The sequence below is a fragment of the Streptomyces sp. NPDC054849 genome, assembly GCF_053610945.1.
On the sequence record NZ_JBSGZI010000053.1, the window covers coordinates 1 to 19829 of the forward strand.

24 protein-coding genes are annotated in these 19829 nt (G+C 72.6%); 19 read left to right on the plus strand and 5 right to left on the minus strand.

The annotated features are described in order from the left end of the window. Positions 1–137: 137 nt before the first annotated feature. The gene (locus ACWGIF_RS22335; RefSeq protein ID WP_453499969.1) at positions 138–299 is read right to left on the minus strand and encodes a hypothetical protein; all 162 of its coding nucleotides are present in this window, start codon (positions 297–299) and stop codon (positions 138–140) included. A 221-nt stretch (positions 300–520) separates the two neighbouring features. Here ACWGIF_RS22335 and ACWGIF_RS22340 point away from each other — a divergent pair, with 221 nt between their 5' ends. From ACWGIF_RS22340 to ACWGIF_RS22360, 5 genes are all read left to right on the plus strand, one after another. Next, complete coding sequence (locus ACWGIF_RS22340) at positions 521–1831, plus strand: NYN domain-containing protein (RefSeq protein WP_453499971.1); 1311 nt, start codon at positions 521–523, stop codon at positions 1829–1831. A gap of 28 nt (positions 1832–1859) precedes the next feature. Next, positions 1860–2897, plus strand: a complete 1038-nt coding sequence (locus ACWGIF_RS22345; protein ID WP_453499973.1) for an ABC transporter ATP-binding protein — start codon at positions 1860–1862, stop codon at positions 2895–2897. Next, positions 2894–3691: an ABC transporter permease gene (locus ACWGIF_RS22350; protein WP_453499975.1), complete on the plus strand. Its 798-nt coding sequence runs from the start codon at positions 2894–2896 to the stop codon at positions 3689–3691. Before ACWGIF_RS22345 ends, ACWGIF_RS22350 begins: the two co-directional genes overlap by 4 nt. A gap of 47 nt (positions 3692–3738) precedes the next feature. Next, positions 3739–4449, plus strand: coding sequence for a hypothetical protein (locus tag ACWGIF_RS22355; protein ID WP_453499977.1), 711 nt, complete (start codon positions 3739–3741; stop codon positions 4447–4449). A gap of 112 nt (positions 4450–4561) precedes the next feature. After that, the gene (locus ACWGIF_RS22360) at positions 4562–5404 is read left to right on the plus strand and encodes a hypothetical protein (RefSeq protein WP_453499979.1); all 843 of its coding nucleotides are present in this window, start codon (positions 4562–4564) and stop codon (positions 5402–5404) included. Between the two features lie 7 nt (positions 5405–5411). On the opposite strand, the gene ybaK is transcribed toward ACWGIF_RS22360, so the two are convergent. The 3 genes from ybaK to ACWGIF_RS22375 are packed head-to-tail and all read right to left on the minus strand — an operon-like array spanning position 5412 to position 8293. After that, complete coding sequence (gene ybaK / locus ACWGIF_RS22365) at positions 5412–5918, minus strand: Cys-tRNA(Pro) deacylase (RefSeq protein ID WP_453499981.1); 507 nt, start codon at positions 5916–5918, stop codon at positions 5412–5414. 10 nt (positions 5919–5928) lie between these two features. Further along, complete coding sequence (locus tag ACWGIF_RS22370; protein ID WP_453499983.1) at positions 5929–6666, minus strand: LON peptidase substrate-binding domain-containing protein; 738 nt, start codon at positions 6664–6666, stop codon at positions 5929–5931. A gap of 31 nt (positions 6667–6697) precedes the next feature. Then, positions 6698–8293 (minus strand): oxidoreductase, encoded by a 1596-nt coding sequence (locus ACWGIF_RS22375; RefSeq protein ID WP_453499985.1) that lies wholly within the window; start codon positions 8291–8293, stop codon positions 6698–6700. A 140-nt stretch (positions 8294–8433) separates the two neighbouring features. Here ACWGIF_RS22375 and hisD point away from each other — a divergent pair, with 140 nt between their 5' ends. The 8 genes from hisD to hisF are packed head-to-tail and all read left to right on the plus strand — an operon-like array spanning position 8434 to position 14150. Next, positions 8434–9756 carry a histidinol dehydrogenase gene (gene hisD / locus ACWGIF_RS22380; RefSeq protein WP_453499987.1) on the plus strand — a complete coding sequence of 441 codons (1323 nt, stop codon included), beginning with the start codon at positions 8434–8436 and terminating at the stop codon, positions 9754–9756. Further along, positions 9753–10868, plus strand: coding sequence for a histidinol-phosphate transaminase (locus tag ACWGIF_RS22385; RefSeq protein WP_453499989.1), 1116 nt, complete (start codon positions 9753–9755; stop codon positions 10866–10868). The genes hisD and ACWGIF_RS22385 overlap by 4 nt, the downstream gene beginning before the upstream one ends. Continuing rightward, positions 10865–11458, plus strand: coding sequence for an imidazoleglycerol-phosphate dehydratase HisB (gene hisB / locus ACWGIF_RS22390; RefSeq protein ID WP_326591415.1), 594 nt, complete (start codon positions 10865–10867; stop codon positions 11456–11458). Before ACWGIF_RS22385 ends, hisB begins: the two co-directional genes overlap by 4 nt. Positions 11459–11460: 2 nt before the next feature. Further along, positions 11461–11628, plus strand: coding sequence for a hypothetical protein (locus tag ACWGIF_RS22395; protein WP_360890602.1), 168 nt, complete (start codon positions 11461–11463; stop codon positions 11626–11628). Next, positions 11625–12275, plus strand: coding sequence for an imidazole glycerol phosphate synthase subunit HisH (gene hisH / locus ACWGIF_RS22400; RefSeq protein WP_453499991.1), 651 nt, complete (start codon positions 11625–11627; stop codon positions 12273–12275). Before ACWGIF_RS22395 ends, hisH begins: the two co-directional genes overlap by 4 nt. Further along, positions 12275–13012: a bifunctional 1-(5-phosphoribosyl)-5-((5-phosphoribosylamino)methylideneamino)imidazole-4-carboxamide isomerase/phosphoribosylanthranilate isomerase PriA gene (gene priA, locus ACWGIF_RS22405; protein WP_326591419.1), complete on the plus strand. Its 738-nt coding sequence runs from the start codon at positions 12275–12277 to the stop codon at positions 13010–13012. The genes hisH and priA overlap by 1 nt, the downstream gene beginning before the upstream one ends. After that, a complete protein-coding gene (locus tag ACWGIF_RS22410; protein WP_453499993.1) occupies positions 13009–13398 on the plus strand; it encodes a RidA family protein in 390 nt (129 codons plus the stop codon). Before priA ends, ACWGIF_RS22410 begins: the two co-directional genes overlap by 4 nt. Further along, the gene (hisF, locus tag ACWGIF_RS22415) at positions 13395–14150 is read left to right on the plus strand and encodes an imidazole glycerol phosphate synthase subunit HisF (RefSeq protein ID WP_453499995.1); all 756 of its coding nucleotides are present in this window, start codon (positions 13395–13397) and stop codon (positions 14148–14150) included. Before ACWGIF_RS22410 ends, hisF begins: the two co-directional genes overlap by 4 nt. A gap of 467 nt (positions 14151–14617) precedes the next feature. Here hisF and ACWGIF_RS22420 read toward each other — a convergent pair whose 3' ends face one another. Continuing rightward, on the minus strand, positions 14618–15250 hold the full coding sequence (locus tag ACWGIF_RS22420; RefSeq protein ID WP_453499997.1) for a TIGR03085 family metal-binding protein: 633 nt from the start codon (positions 15248–15250) through the stop codon (positions 14618–14620). 91 nt (positions 15251–15341) lie between these two features. Here ACWGIF_RS22420 and hisI point away from each other — a divergent pair, with 91 nt between their 5' ends. The 6 genes from hisI (at position 15342) to trpC (ending at position 19827) form a co-directional block, all read left to right on the plus strand. Then, a complete protein-coding gene (gene hisI / locus ACWGIF_RS22425) occupies positions 15342–15710 on the plus strand; it encodes a phosphoribosyl-AMP cyclohydrolase (RefSeq protein WP_453499999.1) in 369 nt (122 codons plus the stop codon). Positions 15711–15725: 15 nt separating this feature from the next. Then, on the plus strand, positions 15726–17216 hold the full coding sequence (locus tag ACWGIF_RS22430) for an anthranilate synthase component I (protein ID WP_453500001.1): 1491 nt from the start codon (positions 15726–15728) through the stop codon (positions 17214–17216). A gap of 14 nt (positions 17217–17230) precedes the next feature. Beyond that, positions 17231–17941 (plus strand): TIGR02234 family membrane protein, encoded by a 711-nt coding sequence (locus ACWGIF_RS22435; protein WP_453500003.1) that lies wholly within the window; start codon positions 17231–17233, stop codon positions 17939–17941. A gap of 112 nt (positions 17942–18053) precedes the next feature. Next, on the plus strand, positions 18054–18305 hold the full coding sequence (locus ACWGIF_RS22440) for an HGxxPAAW family protein (protein ID WP_453500005.1): 252 nt from the start codon (positions 18054–18056) through the stop codon (positions 18303–18305). A 69-nt stretch (positions 18306–18374) separates the two neighbouring features. Further along, positions 18375–18845 (plus strand): DUF2752 domain-containing protein, encoded by a 471-nt coding sequence (locus ACWGIF_RS22445; protein ID WP_453500007.1) that lies wholly within the window; start codon positions 18375–18377, stop codon positions 18843–18845. Positions 18846–19017: 172 nt separating this feature from the next. After that, the gene (trpC, locus tag ACWGIF_RS22450; RefSeq protein WP_453500011.1) at positions 19018–19827 is read left to right on the plus strand and encodes an indole-3-glycerol phosphate synthase TrpC; all 810 of its coding nucleotides are present in this window, start codon (positions 19018–19020) and stop codon (positions 19825–19827) included. Positions 19828–19829 lie beyond the last annotated feature (2 nt).

Sequence of the window (19829 nt, forward strand, 5' to 3'; positions counted from 1 at the left end):
GCCGGACCTCTTCAACCGCCTCGACCGAGACAGTCACGTCGCTCATCAGGTGCTACTTCCTTGATCGGGAGTTACACCGTTGACCGTACAGACCCGGCGATGCCGGGCAGGCCCTTCACCGTCACAGAGTGCGGGCGTCAGTTGTGGCCGAACTTCTTCTGCTTGCTCTTGTGGGCCAGATCCATCGGACTGGGCGACGGATGCATCGACTCGGTCGAGGAATCGGCCGAGGTCTTCGACGGATCCTGCGAGGAGCGGGCCTGCTGCTTCGGCTGCTTCTGCTGCTTGTTCTTGGCCATGGTGGAGCCTCCGTGAGGGTCTAGGGGCCAGGACCGCCTTCACACTCACACAGCGCTGGAAAGCGCGCATTTTGGATCATTACTGCGCGTGGTGATGCCCCTTCCCCCCGCGCACCGTGAGATCCGCCACGCCGATGATCGAGTTCCGGCCTTCAACACCCTTGAGGTCGGGCAGACTCGGGGCACCCGCCGAAAAACACAGAGGACCCCCAGGGAAGAGGGTGGAACGCGTGGACCGCTGCGTCGTCCTGGTGGACGCCGGCTACCTGCTGGGTGCCGCCGCCAGCCTTCTCGCCGGGGAGCCCTCCCGCTCCCGGATCACCGTCGACCATGCCGCCCTCATCCAGGGCCTGCGCGAGCGGGCCGAGGCCGACACCGAGCAGCCCCTGCTGCGCATCTACTGGTTCGACGGCGCACCCGACCGGGTGCCGCAGCCCGAACACCGGCGGCTGCGCGTCATGCCCCGCGTCACCGTCCGGCTGGGGGCGCTGACCCGGAGCGACGGCCGCTGGGCGCAGAAGGGCGTCGACGCCGCCATGCACGCCGAGCTCACCGAGCTGGCCCGCAACCGCGCATGCTCCGACGTGGTCCTGGTCACCGGCGACGGCGACCTGCTGCCCGGCCTGATGTCCGCCAAGGAACACGGCGTCGCCGTGCACCTGTGGGCCGTCCAGGCCGCCGACGGGGACTACAACCAGTCCGAGGACCTCGTCGCCGAGGCCGACGAACGCCGCGTTCTGGACCGGGCCTGGATCACCCGGGCCGTCCGCGCCAAGGACCTCACCGGCCTGTGCTCCCCGCCGCCCGCGCCGCGCCCCGACATCGCCGCCATCCTCTCGGCCCCGCTGCCCGAGGCGGCGCTCGCCGAGGCGGCCCGCAACGGCACCGCCGCCACCGGCGACGACGAGCGGGAGGGAGTCCCCGTACCGGCGCCGACCACCCCCGGGGGCAAGTCCGTACCCACGCCCAAGGACCTCGCCGGAGCCCTGCGGGCCCCCGGCCACCAGGCCGGCGCGCAGACCGGGCCCGGCACCGGCGGCCCGGCCCCGGCCAGCGCCCTCCGCTGGTCCTCCGACAAGGGCTGGATCGACCGGGCCGGACCCCTCGGCGAACCCGCCGAGACCGCCTCGCTGCCCACCCTCGCCCAGCTCACCAGCGCCGAGCAGCGCTGGGCGGACCGGGAGGAGGACATCACCACCGTCGGCGGCGACCCGTTCGAGGTGGGACAGGTGTTCGCCCGGCGGTGGATGGAACGGCTCCCGGAGACCGTGCACCTGCAGAAGCTGGCCACGATGTACCCGCGCATCCCGCACCGGATCGACGGTGAGCTGCTGCGCTACGCCGCCCGGTTCGGCCTGCTCGCGCACAAGGACGACCAGATCGACGAGCACGACCGGTACGCCATCCGCGCCGGGTTCTGGAGGGAGATCGACGTCCGTGCCGCCGCCGAGCACGTGGCCGCCGTACCGGCCGCCGCACCGGTAACGGGCCCCGGCGACGCCGCCGGCCCGCTGACCCCGGCGGCCGAGTAGGGGCGGGAACCCCGTAGGCTGCTCCCTCGTGAGTACGGGCACAGCACAGGCGCACAACGGCACGGCGGCAGCCGCGGGAGCGGCGTCCGACGTGATCTGCGCGGTGCGAGACCTCGTCAAGACGTATCCCGCGGTCCGCGGACGGCGCGGGGCCCCCGCCCTGCCCGAGACCCGCGCCAACGACGGAATCTCCCTGGACGTCCGGCGCGGCGAGATCTTCGGCCTGCTCGGCCCGAACGGCGCCGGCAAGTCCACCCTGGTCCGCCAGCTCACCGGCCTGATGCGGCCCGACGCGGGCTCCGTGACCCTGCTCGGCCACGACCTCGTACGCCACCCCCAGCGGGCGTCCCGGCTGCTCGCCTACCTGGGGCAGGAATCCACCGCCCTGGACGAGCTCACGGTGGCGCTGGCCGCCGAGACCACCGGGCGGCTGCGCGGGCTCGGTGCACGGGACGCGCGGGCCGCGCGCGACGCCGTACTGGACGAACTCGGGCTGACGCCGATCGCCGGACGGCCCCTGAAGAAACTTTCCGGCGGCCAGCGCCGCCTGGCCTGCTTCGCCGCCGCGCTGGTGGGGGAGCGGCCCGTACTGGTCCTCGACGAGCCCACCACCGGCATGGACCCGGTGGCCCGGCGGGCCGTGTGGTCGGCCGTGGACCGGCGGCGCGCCCGGCACGGCGCGACGGTCCTGCTCGTCACCCACAACGTCATCGAGGCCGAGACCGTCCTCGACCGGGTCGCCGTCATCGACCAGGGCAGGGTCATCGCCTGCGACACACCGGCCGGACTGAAGGCCAGTGTCCCGGGCGAGGTCCGGCTGGAGCTCGTGTGGCGGTCCGCCCCGCCGCTGGAGGTGCCGGAGGTCGCATCGCTTGCGCCGCGGGCCGCCGAGTCCGGGCGCCGCTGGGTGCTGCGACTGGCGCCGGACGAGGCACGGGCCGCGGTGGCCGCCGTCACCGGCGGGCCGGCCTTCGCCGCCCTCGACGACTTCACGCTGGCGACACCGAGCCTGGAGGACGTCTATCTCGCGCTCGGCGGGCGGATGAAGGGGCTGGTGAAGTCGTGACCACCACATCAGTGACCACTACACCCGTGGACACCGTCGTGGGCGTGCTCGCGCCGAAGGCGCGGTTCTTCCCCGCACTGGCCGCCGTGTACCGGGCGCAGCTGTCCCGGGCGCGGGTCGCCCGGATCCCGTTGCTGTTCGTGGCCACCTTCCAGTCCGTCGGGATCATGATCCTGATGCGCGGCGTGGTCGACGGGGGCTCGGAGGCCCGGGCCGTGGTCGCCGGGTCCTCGGTGCTGGTCGTCGCCTTCGTCGCCCTGAACCTGCTCGCGCAGTACTTCGGGCAACTGCGGGCCGGCGGGGGGCTCGACCACTACGCCACCCTGCCGGTGCCGCCCGCGTCCGTGGTGCTGGGCGCCGCCGCCGCGTACGCCTCCTTCACGCTGCCGGGGACGCTGGTCACCGCCGTCTTCGGCTGTCTGCTCTTCGGCCTGCCGATGGGCGGGCTGTGGATCCTGGCCGCGGTGGTGCCGCTGGCCGGGGCCGCACTCGCCGGGCTCGGCGCGGCGCTGGGGCTGCTCGCGCCGCGGCAGGAGCTGGCCACCCTCGCCGGGCAGCTCGGGATGTCGGCCGCGCTGCTGCTGGGGGTGCTGCCGCCCGAGCGGATGCCCGACGTGATCGTGTGGGCCAGGGACCTGCTGCCCTCGACGTACGGGGTGGAGGCCTTCGCGCAGACCTTCGCCCCCGAGCCCGACTGGGTGGCCGTCGCCTTCGACCTCGGCGTCTGCGGGGCGGTCGGAGTCCTCTCGCTGACCGTCGCCACGTGGGCGTACCGGCGGGCCGCGGTCCGCTGACGCGGTCCGCCGATGTCGTCGCCGGGCGCACCTGGCACGATGTGGGGGTGACCGAAGCCGTGACCCCGCCGTCCCCGTTCGACCCGCCGTCGCTCCCGCCCGAGAAGCCGGGTGGGTCCTCCGGGGCCGTCACCCCGCAGGACGTCCGGGACGGGGCCGTCGTCGCCCTGGTGGTCGGCGTGGCCGGGCTGCTCCTCGGACTGCTGTGGGTGTGGCTGGCGCCGCGGGTGCAGTACGTCTCCAACGGGGAGGCCGTGTTCCTGCGCAACAGCGAGAGCGAGGCGCGGATCGCGGCCGACGGGACCTTCTTCCTGCTGTCGGTGGGACTGGGCGTGCTGAGCGCCGTCGGGACGTTCCTGTGGCGGCGGCGCGGCGGCGTGCCGCTGGTGATCGGCCTCGCGGTGGGCTCCGGCTTCGCCGCGCTGGGGGGTTGGCGGTTCGGGCTGTGGCTGGGGCCGTCGTCGGATCTGGCCGCCGCCGCGGCGAAGGCGGGCAAGGGGGTTGCGTTCGACGCGCCGCTGCAGCTGCTGGCGCACGGGGCGCTGCTGGCCTGGCCGATGACCGCGATCCTGCTTCACCTCGGCCTCACGGCACTGTGGTCGCCGCGCGATCCCGAGCCGTCCCCGCTGTACGGCTGGTCCGGCTACCACCAGGCGCCTCCGGAGGACTCTGCGCGGCAGCCGGAGCAGCCGGAGCAGCCGGTGCAGTCGCCGCCCGCCGAAGCCGGTCCCACGGCGCCCGAGGCCCCGCGCGCCTGACCGCTCCGGGTGGCGGCTGTTCCCGGGACGCCGGACCCGGCCGCGCCGTCAGGGGAGGAAAGGTACGTTTCGCTGCCCGTTCGGGGGCTGCACACCGCACTACGCTCGGGCCGTGGGACAGCCCGAGCAGCGCGCCGAAGGCGCAGGACCGTTCACCACCCGGCTCACCTGGCACCGCCCGGAGGGAGGAACGGTGGTGTGGGAGTCGCGGCTCGCGCGCAGGCGTGGGGCACTGTCGGTCCGCGGGACGGGCGGCGCGGGCGACGGAACCTCGACCGCCGATGCCGAGGCCCTCGGCCGCCTCCGACGACTCAATGCAGTCGCCTCGGGTGCGTTCGTCGTCGGCGGGGCACTCTTCGCCCTCGGCGCCGCGGTGTCCCAGTTCGGCTGGGGCGACGCGGCCGAGAGCGCCGCGATCTACTTCGCGGGGGGCCTGTTCTTCAACACCGGGGGCTACGTCTCGCTCCTGCAGGTGCTGAACGCGCCCCGCCACTCCGGGGAGGGCGGGCGACTGGTCACGGCCGCGTGGAGGTGGTGGGGGTACGAGCCGATGCGCCTGGACTGGCTGAGCACGTTCGTGCTGTTCGTCGGGACGCTCGTGTTCGCCGTCAACCTGTTGGACTCCTTCCTCCAGGGGCTCTCCGCTCAGCAGATCAACCGGCTGATCTGGACTCCCGACGTGATCGGATGCGTGCTGTTCCTGATCTCGGGGCACCTGTCGTTCGTCGAGATCTGCCACCGCTTCCGGCCCTGCCTGCGCTCGCGCAGCCTCGGCTGGTGGGTCGTCGCCGTCAATCAGCTCGGGTCGGTGCTGTTCATGGTCTCGGCGCTGGCCGCGTTCACCCGGCCGGCCACCGGAAGCCCGCTCAACGCCGACATCGCCGACTGGGGCACGCTGTGCGGTGCACTGTGCTTCTCCGTCGGTGGCGTGCTCCAGGCCTACGAGCGGCCCTGAAGCGGCCTCAAGGCCGGGCGATCGGGGCCACCCTGGCGTCCGTGAGGGCGGTCAGGTCCGAGGGGGCAAGTTCGATCTCGAGGCCGCGACGGCCCGCCGAGCAGCAGATCGTGGCGTGCGCCGAAGCCGAGGCGTCGACCACCGTGCGCAGCCGCTTGCGCTGCCCCAGTGGGGAGATGCCGCCCAGGACGTAGCCCGTCGTGCGCTCCGCCAGTGCGGGATCCGCCATCGCCGCCCGCTTCCCGCCGACCGCCGTCGCCAGCGCCTTCAGGTCCAGCGACCCAGAGACCGGGACCACCGCCACCGTCAGGACCCCGTCCACGTCGGCGACGAGGGTCTTGAAGACCTGGCCCGGTGAGACGCCGAGGGCCTGCGCGGCCTCCTCCCCGTAGGAGGGATGCGCAGGGTCGTGCTCGTACGCGTGCGTGGTGAACGGGACGCCCGCCGCCGTCAGGGCGACGATCGCCGGGGTGCCGGCCGCCTGCTTCGCCGCCTGCCTGGTCTTCTTCGCCATCGGTGATCCGTCAGTTCGGGCTCGTCGGGGTACGGGTCAGATCCACCGCCGGCAGGGACGGGAGGTGGCGGATCACCGCCGTCTCCGTGCGCAGCAGTTTCAGTTCCTCCGCCAGCCGGGTCGCCGTGTCCGGGGCCTGCAGCAGCCGCTGCTTCGCCGGGATGTCCAGCACCGCCGCCGCTGCCACCAGGTAGGAGACCACCGACGGCTCGTCGGGGAGTTCCGCGCTCGTCAGGGACCGCTCGCGGGCTCCGGCCAGCCGCTTCTGGTAGTTGCGGAAGGCCCGCAGCACCCCCTCGGCCAGCACGCCCGCGCCGTCGCCCGAGTCCTCCGCGATCTCTTCCAGTTCCGCCGTCAGGAAGGGGCCCGAGGAGTCCACCGAGAGCAGCCGGACCCGCGTGGTGCCGGTCGCCAGGACCTCGAAGCTGCCGTCCTCCCGCTCCCGGATCGTCGCCGCGTCCGCGATGCAGCCCACCCGGTGGAAGGCCTGGATCGGGTCGGGTCCGAAACCCGCGGCGGGGCCCCGCTCCGGCACGGCCGTCTGGTCCGGCAGGCCGGGCGCGGTCGGCGCGACCTCCCGGCCGTCACGGATCGCGACGACGGCGAAACGGCGCGGCTCGTCCTCTCCCGTCTTCAGCAGCTCGCGCATCATGGCGCGATAGCGCTCCTCGAAGACGTTCAGCGGGAGGACGAGTCCCGGGAACAGCACCGAGTTCAGCGGGAAGAGGGGCAGGCGAACGGTGGTCACGAGGCACAGGGTAATGGCCGGACCGGCCCCGTCACCCACGCCTCAGCAGCCTGGAGGCCCCCGCCGCCACCGTCGTGGCCAGGATCCAGCCCATGATGACGAGAGCCGCCGCACCCCACTGCCAGCCCCCCTCCAGCTTCCACTGGCCCTGCTGGCCGAGGTCGATGACGGGCAGCAGCAGGTCCAGCGCGTACAGGGCGGCGCTCCACTGCGGATGCTCGTTCTCCTTGATCGCCGGGGGATCGAGCTGGGAGAAGAGCAGCGCGCCCGCCGCCCACAGCACCGCCATCCACAGCGCGGCCCGGCCCGGCCGGTACCCGTAGACCACCGTCCAGTCCTGGAGGTACCCCCACGCCTTCGGCCCCGGCGGCAGCGTGGCCCGGCGCCGCCGCTGCTTGGCCAGCAGCACCTCGCGGGCGTCTGCGTCCTCCCCGCTGGCCCGCAGTACGGCGGCCAGCCGCTCGTACGGCTCCGGCGAGTACTCGGGCGTGGCCGCCGCCACCCAGTCCAGCCGGCGGGAGAGCGGGAAGTGGCCCCGGGGCGCCAGGTTCTCGTAGACGAAGCCCTCGATGGACACCCCGCCCGGGCCCGGCCAGCTCGTGGAGGTGTCGACGAGCTTGACCACCTTGGCCCCGGACACCACCACCCGCCCGCGCTCGGGCCGCTCGCCGACGAAGCGGAACTCAGGGGTCTGGATCCGGCGCAGGGATATCTCCTGCTCCTCGGTGAGCATGAACCGCGCACCGTAGAAGTCGATGGCGTCCCCGAACCGGCCGTCGTCCAGCCGCAGCCCGCCCCGGCACTCGAAGCGCTGGGCCCGCTGCCCGCGCGCCGGCGTCGCCCCCACCCCGTACGGGGGAGTGGAGGAGCCCCCGCCCGGCACGTAGTCCCGCGCGATCGCGGTCAGGTAGAGGGTCCGCTCGACGGTCAGCTGAGGGGCGTTGAGCGCCCATCGCCCGTACGGATTGCGCAGACGGGCCCCGCGCAGGTTCATCGACACGCCGACCTTCGCGCCGCGCAGGCTCACCTCGCCGTACGTCTCCAGCAGCTCGCCCTGGAAGTCCTGCGCCACCGACATCCCGTCGGCGGCGATCGCCCGGCCCTTGGTGTCCCGCTGCACCACGGCCTGGCTGATCAGCAGGTCGGTGCCGATCTGGGCGTCGGTCAGCCGGATACCGCGCGCCACGCGGCAACGCGGCAGGTGCAGATCACCCTCGGTGTGCAGGCGGGCCGCCTCCAGCCGGGGGACCGCACAGTTGATCATGCGGAGCGTGCCGAAGCGGGCCTCCGACAGCTGGATCTCGCTGTCGAAGCGGCAGGACTGGAGCTCCATGTACGGGGCCACCGTGCCGCCGGACAGATCGAGCCGCCCGCTGATCCGCACGCCGCGCAGCTTGAGCGAGGCCACCCGGCCCGGCACCGGCGGCGGTCCGTGGAGCAGCAGCAGGGCCACCACCCCGGCCCGGACGCTGCGGCCGGGACCCCACACGTGGTCGGCGTGCGGATCGTCCTGGTCGGCGGCGCGGGCGCTGAGATCGCAGACGCTCCCCGTGCGGTACGCGTCCCACATCCGGCGCTCGGCAGCGGAGAGATCCGCCGGTTCCTCGCCTGCGCGCGCCTCGGTCAAGGCGGCCCCCCTCCGCTGTCCCCTGCACGCCGTCAATGATCGCTGTGATCAAAGCTATCCGGGGCCTGTGACATCCGGGGCGTGTATCAGCCAGTGATACAGGCGGACGGTGGCGCGAGGCGGTCTGAGAGAATTGTGAGGTGATCTCTCGTATCGACCTGCGCGGTGACGCCCTCCCCGAGGGCGGCGCCCTGCGCGATCTGCTGCCCCGTGCCGAGTTCGACGTAGAAGCTGCCCTGGAGAAGGTGCGGCCCATCTGCGAGGACGTCCATCATCGTGGCACGGCGGCGCTGATCGAGTACGCGCAGAAGTTCGACGGGGTCGAGCTCTCGCAGGTCCGGGTACCCGCGGAGGCGATCAAGGCCGCCCTGGAGCAGCTGGACCCGGCCGTCCGCGCCGCCCTGGAGGAGTCGATCCGGCGCGCCCGGATCGTGCACCGGAGCCAGCGCCGCACCGAGCACACCACCCAGGTGGTCCCCGGCGGCACGGTGACCGAGAAGTGGGTTCCGGTGGAGCGCGTGGGGCTGTACGCCCCGGGCGGCCGCTCGGTGTACCCCTCCTCCGTCGTCATGAACGTCGTACCGGCCCAGGAGGCGGGCGTCGAGTCGATCGCGCTCGCGTCCCCACCGCAGAAGGAGTTCGGCGGCCTGCCGCACCCGACGATCCTCGCCGCGTGCGCGCTGCTCGGCGTGGACGAGGTGTACGCGGCCGGCGGCGCCGTCGCCGTCGCGATGTTCGCGTACGGCACCGAGGACTGCCTGCCGGTCAACATGGTGACCGGCCCCGGCAACATCTGGGTCGCCGCGGCCAAGCGCTACTTCACCGGGAAGATCGGCATCGACACCGAGGCCGGTCCGACCGAGATCGCGGTCCTGGCCGACTCCACGGCCGACCCGGTGCACGTCGCCGCCGACCTGATCAGCCAGGCCGAGCACGACCCGCTCGCCGCGGCGGTCCTCGTCACGGACTCCCCGGAGCTCGCGGACGCCGTCGAGCGGGAGCTGGAGCCGCAGGTCGCCGCGACCAAGCACGTCGAGGACCGGATCAAGCCCGCCCTCGCCGGCAGGCAGTCCGCGATCGTGCTGGTCGACAGCCTGGAGGACGGCCTCAAGGTCGTCGACGCGTACGGCGCCGAGCACCTGGAGATCCAGACCGCCGACGCCGCCGCCTGGGCCGCCCGCGTACGCAACGCCGGCGCGATCTTCGTCGGCCCGTGGGCCCCGGTCTCGCTCGGCGACTACTGCGCCGGGTCGAACCACGTGCTGCCCACCGGCGGCTGCGCCTGCCACTCCTCGGGCCTGTCCGTACAGTCCTTCCTGCGCGGCATCCACATCGTCGACTACACGCGCGACGCCCTCGCCGAGGTCGCCCACCACGTGGTGACGCTGGCCGAGGCCGAGGACCTGCCCGCGCACGGCGCCGCCCTGAAGGCGCGCTTCGGATGGAAGGTGCCGACCGCATGACGGCGAACATCGGGATCGACGACCTCCCCATCCGGGACGAGCTGCGCGGCAAGAGCCCCTACGGCGCACCGCAGCTCGACGTACCCGTCCAGCTCAACACCAACGAGAACCCGTACGAGCTGCCCGAGGAGCTCGTACGGCGCATCGCCGAGCGCGTCGCCGACGCCGCCCGCACCCTCAACCGCTACCCCGACCGGGACGCGGTCGAGCTGCGCACCGAGCTCGCCGCCTACCTCACCCGTACGGGCAGGCACCCGGTCGCGCGGGAGAACGTCTGGGCCGCCAACGGCTCCAACGAGGTCATCCAGCAGCTGCTGCAGACCTTCGGCGGGCCCGGCCGCACCGCGATCGGCTTCGAGCCCTCGTACTCGATGCACGCGCTGATCTCCCGCGGCACCGGCACCGGGTGGATCTCCGGCCCGCGCCGCGACGACTTCACCATCGACGTGGAGGCGGCGGAGCAGGCGATCGCCGAGAACGCCCCCGACGTCGTCTTCATCACCTCGCCCAACAACCCCACGGGTACCGCCGTCGAGGCGGAGACCGTCCTCGCCCTCTACGAGGCAGCCCAGGCGGCCAAGCCCTCCCTCGTCGTCGTGGACGAGGCGTACGTGGAGTTCAGCCACCGCGACTCGCTGCTGCCCCTCATCGAGGGCCGCCCGAACCTGGTGGTCTCCCGGACCATGTCCAAGGCCTTCGGCGCCGCCGGCCTGCGCCTGGGCTACCTCGCCGCGCACCCCGCCGTCGTGGACGCCGTCCAGCTGGTCCGCCTGCCGTACCACCTGTCGGCCGTCACCCAGGCCACCGCGCTGGCCGCCCTGGAGCACACCGACACCCTCCTCGGCTACGTCGAGCAGCTCAAGGCCGAGCGCGACCGCCTGGTCGTCGAACTGCGGGCCATCGGCTACGAGGTCACCGAGTCCGACGCGAACTTCATCCAGTTCGGGAAGTTCGAGGACGCGCACACCGCCTGGCAGAAGATCCTCGACCAGGGCGTCCTGGTCCGTGACAACGGCGTACCGGGCCGGCTGAGGGTCACCGCCGGCACCCCGGCAGAGAACGACGCGTTCCTGGAAGCGGTTCGCGCACTGAAGAAGGAGCAGCACGCATGAGCCGCATCGGACGGGTCGAACGGACCACCAAGGAGACCTCGGTCGTCGTCGAGATAAACCTCGACGGCACCGGCCAGGTCGACGTCTCGACGGGCGTGGGCTTCTACGACCACATGCTCGACCAGCTCGGCCGCCACGGCCTCTTCGACCTCACGGTCAAGACCGACGGCGACCTGCACATCGACACCCACCACACCATCGAGGACACCGCCCTCGCGCTGGGCGCCGCCTTCAAGCAGGCCCTCGGCGACAAGGTGGGCATCTACCGGTTCGGCAACTGCACCGTCCCGCTCGACGAGTCCCTCGCCCAGGTGACCGTCGACCTGTCGGGCCGCCCCTACCTCGTGCACACCGAGCCCGAGAACATGGCGCCGATGATCGGCACGTACGACACGACGATGACGCGGCACATCTTCGAGTCCTTCGTCGCGCAGGCCCAGATCGCCCTGCACATCCACGTCCCGTACGGCCGCAACGCCCACCACATCGTGGAGTGCCAGTTCAAGGCCCTCGCGCGAGCCCTGCGGTACGCCGCCGAGTTCGACCCGCGGGCGGCCGGCATCCTGCCCTCCACGAAGGGCGCCCTCTAGCCGTGAACGGCCTCAACACCATCCTGATCGTCCTCGGCCTGTTCCTGGCCGGCGGCGTCTACTCCTTCCACAAGCAGCAGATGCCCAAGTCGGTCATCGTGCTGCTCGCCATCGGCTCCGCGATGTGTCTCGCCGCCGGAGTCCTGCGGATCCAGGGAATTTGGGAATGAGCACAGCACGTCCCACCAAGAAGGTCGTGGTCTTCGACTACGGCTTCGGCAACGTCCGTTCCGCCGAGCGCGCCCTCGCCCGCGTCGGCGCCGACGTCGAGATCACCCGCGACTACGACAAGGCCATGGACGCCGACGGACTCCTCGTCCCCGGCGTCGGCGCCTTCGCCGCCTGCATGAAGGGCCTCAAGGACGCCCGCGGCGACTGGATCGTCGGCCGCCGGCTCTCCGGCGGCCGCCCGGTCATGGGCATCTGCGTCGGCATGCAGATCCTCTTCGAGCGCGGCATCGAGCACGGCGTCGAGACCGAGGGCCTGGACGAGTGGCCCGGCACGGTCGGCCCGCTCAAGGCCCCGGTCGTCCCCCACATGGGCTGGAACACCGTCGAGTCGCCGGCCGACAGCCAGGCCTTCACCGGCCTGGACGCAGACGCCCGGTTCTACTTCGTGCACTCCTACGCGGCGAAGGACTGGACCCTCGAAGTCACCAACCCGCTGATCCGCGCCCCCAAGGTCACCTGGGCCACCCACGGCGAGCGCTTCGTCGCGGCGGTGGAGAACGGCGCCCTGTGGGCCACCCAGTTCCACCCCGAGAAGTCCGGCGACGCCGGCGCCCAGCTCCTCACCAACTGGATCGAGACCCTGTGATGACCGTGTCCTCAGCCAAGCTGGAGCTCCTGCCCGCGGTCGACGTCCGTGACGGCCAGGCCGTCCGCCTCGTGCACGGGGTGTCCGGCAGCGAGACGTCCTACGGCTCCCCGCTGGAGGCGGCCCTCGCCTGGCAGCGCTCCGGCGCCGAGTGGCTCCACCTGGTCGACCTCGACGCCGCCTTCGGCACCGGCGACAACCGCGCCCTGGTCGCCGAGATCACCGGCGCCATGGACATCAAGGTCGAGCTCTCCGGCGGCATCCGCGACGACGCCTCGCTCGCCGCGGCCCTCGCCACCGGCTGCACCCGCGTCAACCTGGGCACCGCCGCCCTGGAGACCCCCGAGTGGGCCGCCAAGGCCATCGCCGAGCACGGCGACAGGATCGCGGTCGGCCTCGACGTGCGCGGCACCACCCTCAAGGGCCGCGGCTGGACCAGCGAGGGCGGCGACCTGTACGAGACGCTCGCGCGCCTGGACTCCGAGGGCTGCGCCCGGTACGTCGTCACCGACATCGGCAAGGACGGCACGCTCACCGGCCCCAACCTGGAGCTGCTGAAGAACGTCTGCGCCGCCACCGACCGGCCCGTCGTGGCCTCCGGCGGCATCTCCTCCCTGGACGACCTGCGGGCGCTGGCCGAGCTGGTACCGCTGGGCGTCGAAGGCGCGATCGTCGGCAAGGCCCTGTACGCCAAGGCCTTCACCCTGGAAGAAGCACTGAAGGTGGTCTCCGCATGAGCAGCTCCTCCGATGTACGCCGCATCTCCTCCGGCGGCCCTTACGAGGACGTCATCGCGTACTCCCGTGCCGTCCAGCTCCCGAACGGCCTCGTGCTCGTCTCCGGCTGCACCGCGGCCGACGCGGGCGGTCCGTACGACCAGACGATCGCGGCGTTCGGCGTCGCCTTCAAGGCCCTCGCCCAGGCCGGCCTCGGCCCCGAGGACGTGGTGCGCACCCGCATGTACCTGACGCACGCCCGCGACGTGGAAGAGGTGGGCCGCGCGCACAAGGAGCTCTTCGACGCGGTCCGCCCGGCCGCGACGATGCTCATCGTCTCCGGCTTCGTCGACCCGTCGATGGTCGTCGAGGTGGAGGTAGAGGCGTACAAGGCGGTGTCCGGATGAGCCTCGCCGTACGCGTGATCCCCTGCCTGGACGTGGACAACGGCCGGGTCGTCAAGGGTGTCAACTTCCAGAACCTGCGCGACGCCGGCGACCCGGTGGAGATGGCCAAGCTGTACGACGCCGAAGGCGCCGACGAGCTGACATTCCTCGACATCTCCGCGTCCTCCGGCAACCGCGAGACCACGTACGACGTGGTGCGCAGGACCGCCGAGCAGGTCTTCATCCCGCTGACCGTGGGCGGCGGCGTCCGCACCGCGGACGACGTGGACAAGCTGCTGCGGGCAGGCGCGGACAAGGTGGGCGTGAACACCGCCGCCATCGCCCGTCCCGAGCTCATCCAGGAGATCGCGGAGCGCTTCGGACGGCAGGTCCTCGTCCTGTCCGTGGACGCGCGCCGCACCGACACGGGATCCTTCGAGGTCACCACGCACGGCGGCCGCCGGGGCACCGGCATCGACGCCGTGGAGTGGGCCCACCGCGCGGCCGAACTGGGAGCCGGGGAGATCCTCTTGAACTCGATGGACGCGGACGGCACCAAGGACGGCTACGACACCGAGATGATCGCGGCCGTACGCAAGCACGTCTCGGTCCCGGTGATCGCCTCCGGCGGCGCGGGCAACCTCGCGCACTTCGCCCCGGCGATCGCGGCGGGCGCCGACGCGGTGCTCGCGGCTTCGGTGTTCCACTTCGGCGACCTGCGGATCTCCGAGGTCAAAACGGCCCTCCGCGAAGCGGGCCACCCCGTCCGCTAGTCCGTACCCGTCTGGCGCCCGGTGGCCGCCCTTGCCCTGGCCGGCGGTGCCCCGGGTGCGGCCCGGTGGCCGCGCCTCAAACGCCGGCGGGGCTGGGTTGTGCGTCCTGGGCGGGGTCGGGATCGGGGCGTAGTGGTTGCGCGCTCGTCCTGTGGGGACACCATCCGCCGGTCCCCACACCCCCACCCCGGCGGTGCCGGCCCGCCGCGTAGCCGAAGGCCTTGGGGGTGGGGACACTCCGGGGCTCCCCGCAGGACGAGCGCGCAACCCAGGCCGTCTGGCCGAGACGTGGTCGCACGCGCCGAGCCGAGGAGAGCCCCGGAGGGGCACCGCCCCACCCGAAGCCACCACCCTGCCCGGTCTCGAGGGTCACGCCTCCGGCCAGGGGGACGAATCCAGCCCCGCCGGCGTTTGAGGCGCGGCCACCGGGCCGCAGCGGGGACGGGATCATGCGCAGGCCGGCCAGGCTAGATGCCCAGCTCCGCCACCGTCAGCCTGGCGACGGCCTCCTTCTCCCCGTCCAGCGTCACGGCGGCAGCGTCCTGGCGGCCGAAGCAGAACAGCGTCAGCTCACCCGGCTCGCCGGTCACCGTCACCACCGGCGCACCCTTGTGCGCCACCGCCGTCTGACCGTTCGGGCGGCGCAGCACCAGGCCCACCGGCGAACGGCGGCCCGTGACGCGGGCCAGCTTCTCCAGGCGCGACCACAGCGCGTCCGAGAACACCGGGTCCAGCTCCCGCGGGGACCAGTCCGGCTGCGCCCGGCGGACGTCCTCCGCGTGGACGTAGAACTCGATCGCGTTCGCCGCCTCGTCCAGCGGCTTCAGCGCGTACACCGACATCCTCGGCGGGCCGGTGCGGATCAGCCGGAGCAGTTCCTCGTACGGCTTGGCCGTGTACTCCTCCATCGCCTTGTCCAGGCGGGCCTTCAGGACGTTCAGCAGGATTCCGCCCGCCGCGTCCGGCCTCCGCTCCCGGACGACGACGTGCGCGGCCAGCTCCCGGCAGGTCCAGCCGGAGCACAGCGTGTGGGCCTCCGGACCGGCCGCCTCCAACAGGTCCGCCAGCAGCAGTCGTTCACGCTTCGCATGGGTAGACATGTGCGCCAGCCTACGGCCGGAACACGCCGCGCGCCCGCCCATCAGGCGGACAAGGATCATTGCTCCCATCCCGGCCCGGCACAATGGCCCCATGAGTACGTCCCCCCGCCCCGGCGCCCTCGATCCCGCCGTCGCCGCGCGCCTCAAGCGCTCTCCGGACGGCCTGGTACCGGCCATCGCCCAGCAATACGACACCGGTGAGGTGCTCATGCTCGGCTGGATGGACGACGAGGCCCTGCACCGCACGCTGACCACCGGCCGCTGCACCTACTGGTCCCGCAGCCGCCAGGAGTACTGGGTGAAGGGGGACACTTCCGGCCACTTCCAGCACGTGAAGTCCGTCGCCCTCGACTGCGATGCCGACACCGTGCTCGTCAAGGTCGACCAGGTCGGGGCCGCCTGTCACACCGGCGCCCGTACCTGCTTCGACGACGATGTCCTCCTCCGCGCAGCCGACTAGGTAGGGTCCCACGCCATGGATCTTGAGACGTTCCGCAAGCTCGCGGCCGACCGCCGCGTCATCCCGGTGAGCCGCAAGCTGCTGGCCGACGGGGACACTCCCGTCGGGCTCTACCGGAAGCTGGCCGCCGAACGCCCCGGCACCTTCCTGCTGGAGTCCGCCGAGAACGGCCGCTCCTGGTCCCGCTACTCCTTCGTCGGGGTCCGCAGCGACGCCACCCTGACCGCCCGCGACGGCCGGGCGCACTGGATCGGCACCCCGCCCGTCGGCGTGCCCGTCGACGGCGACCCCCTCGAAGCCCTGCGCGCCACCGTCGAGGCCCTGCACACCCCCCGCGACCTGGCGGGCGGCATGCCCCCCTTCACCGGCGGCATGGTGGGCTACCTCGGCTACGACATCGTGCGCCGTCTGGAGCGCATCGGCGAGCACGGCGGCGACGACCTGCAGCTGCCCGAGCTGACCATGCTCCTCACCTCCGACCTGGCGGTCCTGGACCACTGGGACGGCACCGTCCAGCTCATCGCCAACGCCATCAACCACAACGACCTCGACTCGGGCGTGGACGAGGCGTACGGGGACGCCGTGGCCCGCCTCGACGCCATGGAGGCCGACCTGGCGCGGCCCGCCCCGTACGTGCCGGCCCCGCTGCCCGACTCCGAGCTGCCCGAGTTCTCCGCGCTCTGGGGCGGCGAGAAGTACCAGGCGGCCGTCGAGGACATCAAGGAGCGGATCCGGGCCGGCGAGGCCTTCCAGGTGGTGCCCTCGCAGCGGTTCGAGACCCCCTGCCGGGCCTCCGCGCTGGACGTCTACCGGGTGCTGCGGGCCACCAACCCGTCCCCGTACATGTACCTCTTCCGCTTCGAGAACGGCTTCGACGTGGTCGGGTCGAGCCCGGAGGCGCTGGTCAAGGTCGAGGACGGGCGGGCCATGGTCCACCCCATCGCCGGCACCCGTCACCGCGGCGCGACCCCGCAGGAGGACCACGACCTCGCCGAGGAGCTGCTGGCCGACCCCAAGGAGCGGGCCGAGCACCTCATGCTCGTCGACCTGGGCCGCAACGACCTCGGCCGGGTCTGCGAGCCGGGCTCCGTCGAGGTCGTCGACTTCATGAAGATCGAGCGGTACTCGCACGTCATGCACATCGTCTCCACCGTCACCGGGCGGGTCGCCGAGGGCAGGACCGCCTTCGACGTGCTCACGGCGTGCTTCCCGGCGGGCACCCTCTCCGGCGCGCCCAAGCCCCGCGCCATGCAGATCATCGAGGAGCTGGAGCCCACCCGCCGCGGCCTCTACGGCGGCTGCGTGGGCTACCTGGACTTCGCCGGGGACTCCGACACGGCCATCGCCATCCGCACCGCGCTGCTGCGCGACGGCACGGCGTACGTGCAGGCCGGCGCCGGTGTCGTGGCCGACTCGGTGCCCGAGCTGGAGGACAACGAGTGCCGCAACAAGGCGGCCGCCGTGCTGCGCGCGGTGGGAGCGGCGAACCGCCTCCACGGCTCCTGAGGGCGTAGGGGATAGTGGGGTACGTGAGTGCCGTACCCCCGCCCCGAACCGACGCCGACTCCGAGCCCGAGGCTCCCGGCCACCGCAGCGCCCGGCGCAGCGTGGCCGCCGCCCTGCTGCTCGGCGCGCTCGGCGCCACCGTCGTCCTGCTCGCCTCCGGCCGGACCTGGGCCCGGGGCACCGCCGCCATCGGCGGCGACTCGCTCCAGCTCGCCGCGGACGGGCGGGTCGTGACCGGCCTCCCCGCCGCCCTGGCCATCGTGGGTCTCGCCGCACTGGTCGCCGTCTTCGCCGTACGCGGCAGGAGCCGGCTGCTGGTCTCGGGGCTGCTGGCGCTCAGCGGCCTGGGCGCGGCGCTGTCCGCAGTCCTCGGCTCGGACGGCCGTCGCGCCCTGGACGCACAGGCCGCCCGTACGACCGCCGACACGGGCGCGCACGTGGCCGGGCTGACCCAGACCACGTGGCCGTACGTCACGGCCGCCGGAGCCGTCCTCATCCTGGCCGCAGGCCTGCTGGCGCTGCGCTTCGGCCGGGGCTGGCCCTCGATGGGCGGCCGCTACGAGCGTGACGGCACCGCCCGTCCGCGTACGGTCGCGGCGGTGGATCCGGACCGGCCGGAGGATCTGTGGAAGGCTCTGGACCGCGGCGAGGATCCGACCACCGATCCGGCCACCGATCCGACCACCGATCCGCCCACCGATCCGCCCGCCGACCAGGCACGCTGACCCGACCCCCCTGGACGGCGGACGCGCCCGGTACGGGACAATGGGCACCGAGCCGTTCGACACAGACCGCGCTTTCCACACAGCACCGCGACAGAGCAACGAGGAGCAACTCATGGCGGGCACAGACCACGGACACACCCCGGCCGCCTGGACCGGCGTCATCATCGCCTTCGTCGGTTTCTGCATCTCCGGCGCCTTCATGGTGCTCGCGAACCCGATCGGCGTCTGGGCCGGCCTCGTCGTCGTCGCCCTCGGCGGTGTCGTCGGCCTGGCGATGCGGGCCGCGGGCATGGGTGCGCCGAAGGCGGCCCACAAGGACCTCGCCGAGGTCATCGCCGCCGCCAAGGTTCCCGCCAAGGTCTGAGCGGGCGATCTGCGCCGTTGCCGACAACGCAGCCGAAAGGCGCGGCCCCGCCGGGCTGCGCCTTTTGTCATGACCGGAGAGAATCAGCGGGTGGACGCCTCACACAGCCCCGATGTCCGGCCCTCGCCGGCGCCCCCGGCATCACGGGCCCGGCGGCTCGCCGTACCGGTGCTCTACCTGGCCGCGGCCGCCTCGGCCTTTGCATATGTGGGCACCGTGGACCCCAACGAGCCCGGCCACTATCCGGTCTGCCCGCTGCTGCGGCTGACCGGAATCCTGTGCCCCGGCTGCGGCGGCCTGCGCAGCGCGCACGCGTTCGCCCACGGCGATCTGGTCACCGCTTTCGGGACGAACGCCCTCGCCGTCGTGGCCTACTTCGTCTTCGCGGGATTCATGGCCCTGTGGCTGGTTCGCGCCTTCCGCGGCGGGCCCGTTCCGAGGATCGTCCTGCGGACGCCGTACTGGTGGGCGATCGGCGCGGCGGCCCTGATGTTCGCCGTCGTCCGAAATCTTTCTTTCGGCTCCGCGCTGGCCCCCTGAGCCAGGTAGGCAGGCCGTATGAGGCCCGGATTCCGGATGTCCAGTTACTGGGACGCCGTCAACCGCGTGCGGAGTGCAACGCCTCCTGCGGATACCATTTGATTGCTGACCTTGCAGTTGTACGTGTCTGCAAGGCGGCCGACCGTCATCGACCCGGAAGGGGGCCGCTCGCGTGAGTGTGCTCGACGAGATCATCGAAGGGGTCCGCGAAGACCTTGCCGAACGGCAGGCCCGCGTGAGCCTCGACGAGCTCAAGGAGCGTGCCGCCAAGGCGCCCCAGGCCAAGGACGGCGTCGCTGCCCTGCGCGGCGACAGCGTCAAGGTGATCTGCGAGGTCAAGCGCTCCAGCCCCTCCAAGGGCGCGCTGGCCGCTATCGCGGATCCGGCCGGGCTCGCCGCAGACTACGAGGCGGGCGGTGCGGCGGTCATCTCCGTCCTCACCGAGCAGCGCCGATTCGGCGGCTCGCTGGCCGACCTGGAGGCCGTCCGCGCCCGCGTGGACATCCCGATCCTGCGCAAGGACTTCATCGTCACGGCGTACCAGCTGTGGGAGGCCCGCGCCTACGGCGCCGACCTCGCCCTGCTGATCGTCGCGGCCCTGGAGCAGGAGGCCCTCGTCTCCCTCATCGAGCGGGCCGAGTCCATCGGTCTGACCCCGCTCGTCGAGGTCCACGACGAGGACGAAGTGGAGCGCGCGGTCGCCGCCGGTGCCAAGATCATCGGCGTCAACGCCCGCAACCTCAAGGACCTCAAGGTCGACCGCTCCACCTTCGAGCGCGTCGTCGGCGAGATCCCGGCCCACATCGTCAAGGTTGCCGAGTCCGGCATCCGCGGGCCGCACGACCTGATCGCCTACGCCAACGAGGGCGCCGACGCCGTCCTCGTCGGGGAGTCCCTGGTGACCGGCCGTGACCCGAAGTCGGCCGTGGCCGACCTCGTCGCCGCCGGCGCCCACCCCGCCCTGCGCCACGGGCGGAGCTGACC

Bases quoted from the DNA above. Each gene is read 5' to 3' on its own strand.
- ACWGIF_RS22335 (WP_453499969.1), bottom strand. From the start codon at position 299: ATGGCCAAGAACAAGCAGCAGAAGCAGCCGAAGCAGCAGGCCCGCTCC.
- ybaK (WP_453499981.1), bottom strand. From the start codon at position 5,918: ATGGCGAAGAAGACCAGGCAGGCGGCGAAGCAGGCGGCCGGCACCCCG.
- ACWGIF_RS22385 (WP_453499989.1), top strand. From the start codon at position 9,753: ATGACGGCGAACATCGGGATCGACGACCTCCCCATCCGGGACGAGCTG.
- hisB (WP_326591415.1), top strand. From the start codon at position 10,865: ATGAGCCGCATCGGACGGGTCGAACGGACCACCAAGGAGACCTCGGTC.
- hisH (WP_453499991.1), top strand. From the start codon at position 11,625: ATGAGCACAGCACGTCCCACCAAGAAGGTCGTGGTCTTCGACTACGGC.
- priA (WP_326591419.1), top strand. From the start codon at position 12,275: ATGACCGTGTCCTCAGCCAAGCTGGAGCTCCTGCCCGCGGTCGACGTC.
- ACWGIF_RS22410 (WP_453499993.1), top strand. From the start codon at position 13,009: ATGAGCAGCTCCTCCGATGTACGCCGCATCTCCTCCGGCGGCCCTTAC.
- hisF (WP_453499995.1), top strand. From the start codon at position 13,395: ATGAGCCTCGCCGTACGCGTGATCCCCTGCCTGGACGTGGACAACGGC.
- ACWGIF_RS22420 (WP_453499997.1), bottom strand. From the start codon at position 15,250: ATGTCTACCCATGCGAAGCGTGAACGACTGCTGCTGGCGGACCTGTTG.
- hisI (WP_453499999.1), top strand. From the start codon at position 15,342: ATGAGTACGTCCCCCCGCCCCGGCGCCCTCGATCCCGCCGTCGCCGCG.
- ACWGIF_RS22430 (WP_453500001.1), top strand. From the start codon at position 15,726: ATGGATCTTGAGACGTTCCGCAAGCTCGCGGCCGACCGCCGCGTCATC.
- ACWGIF_RS22440 (WP_453500005.1), top strand. From the start codon at position 18,054: ATGGCGGGCACAGACCACGGACACACCCCGGCCGCCTGGACCGGCGTC.
- ACWGIF_RS22445 (WP_453500007.1), top strand. From the start codon at position 18,375: ATGACCGGAGAGAATCAGCGGGTGGACGCCTCACACAGCCCCGATGTC.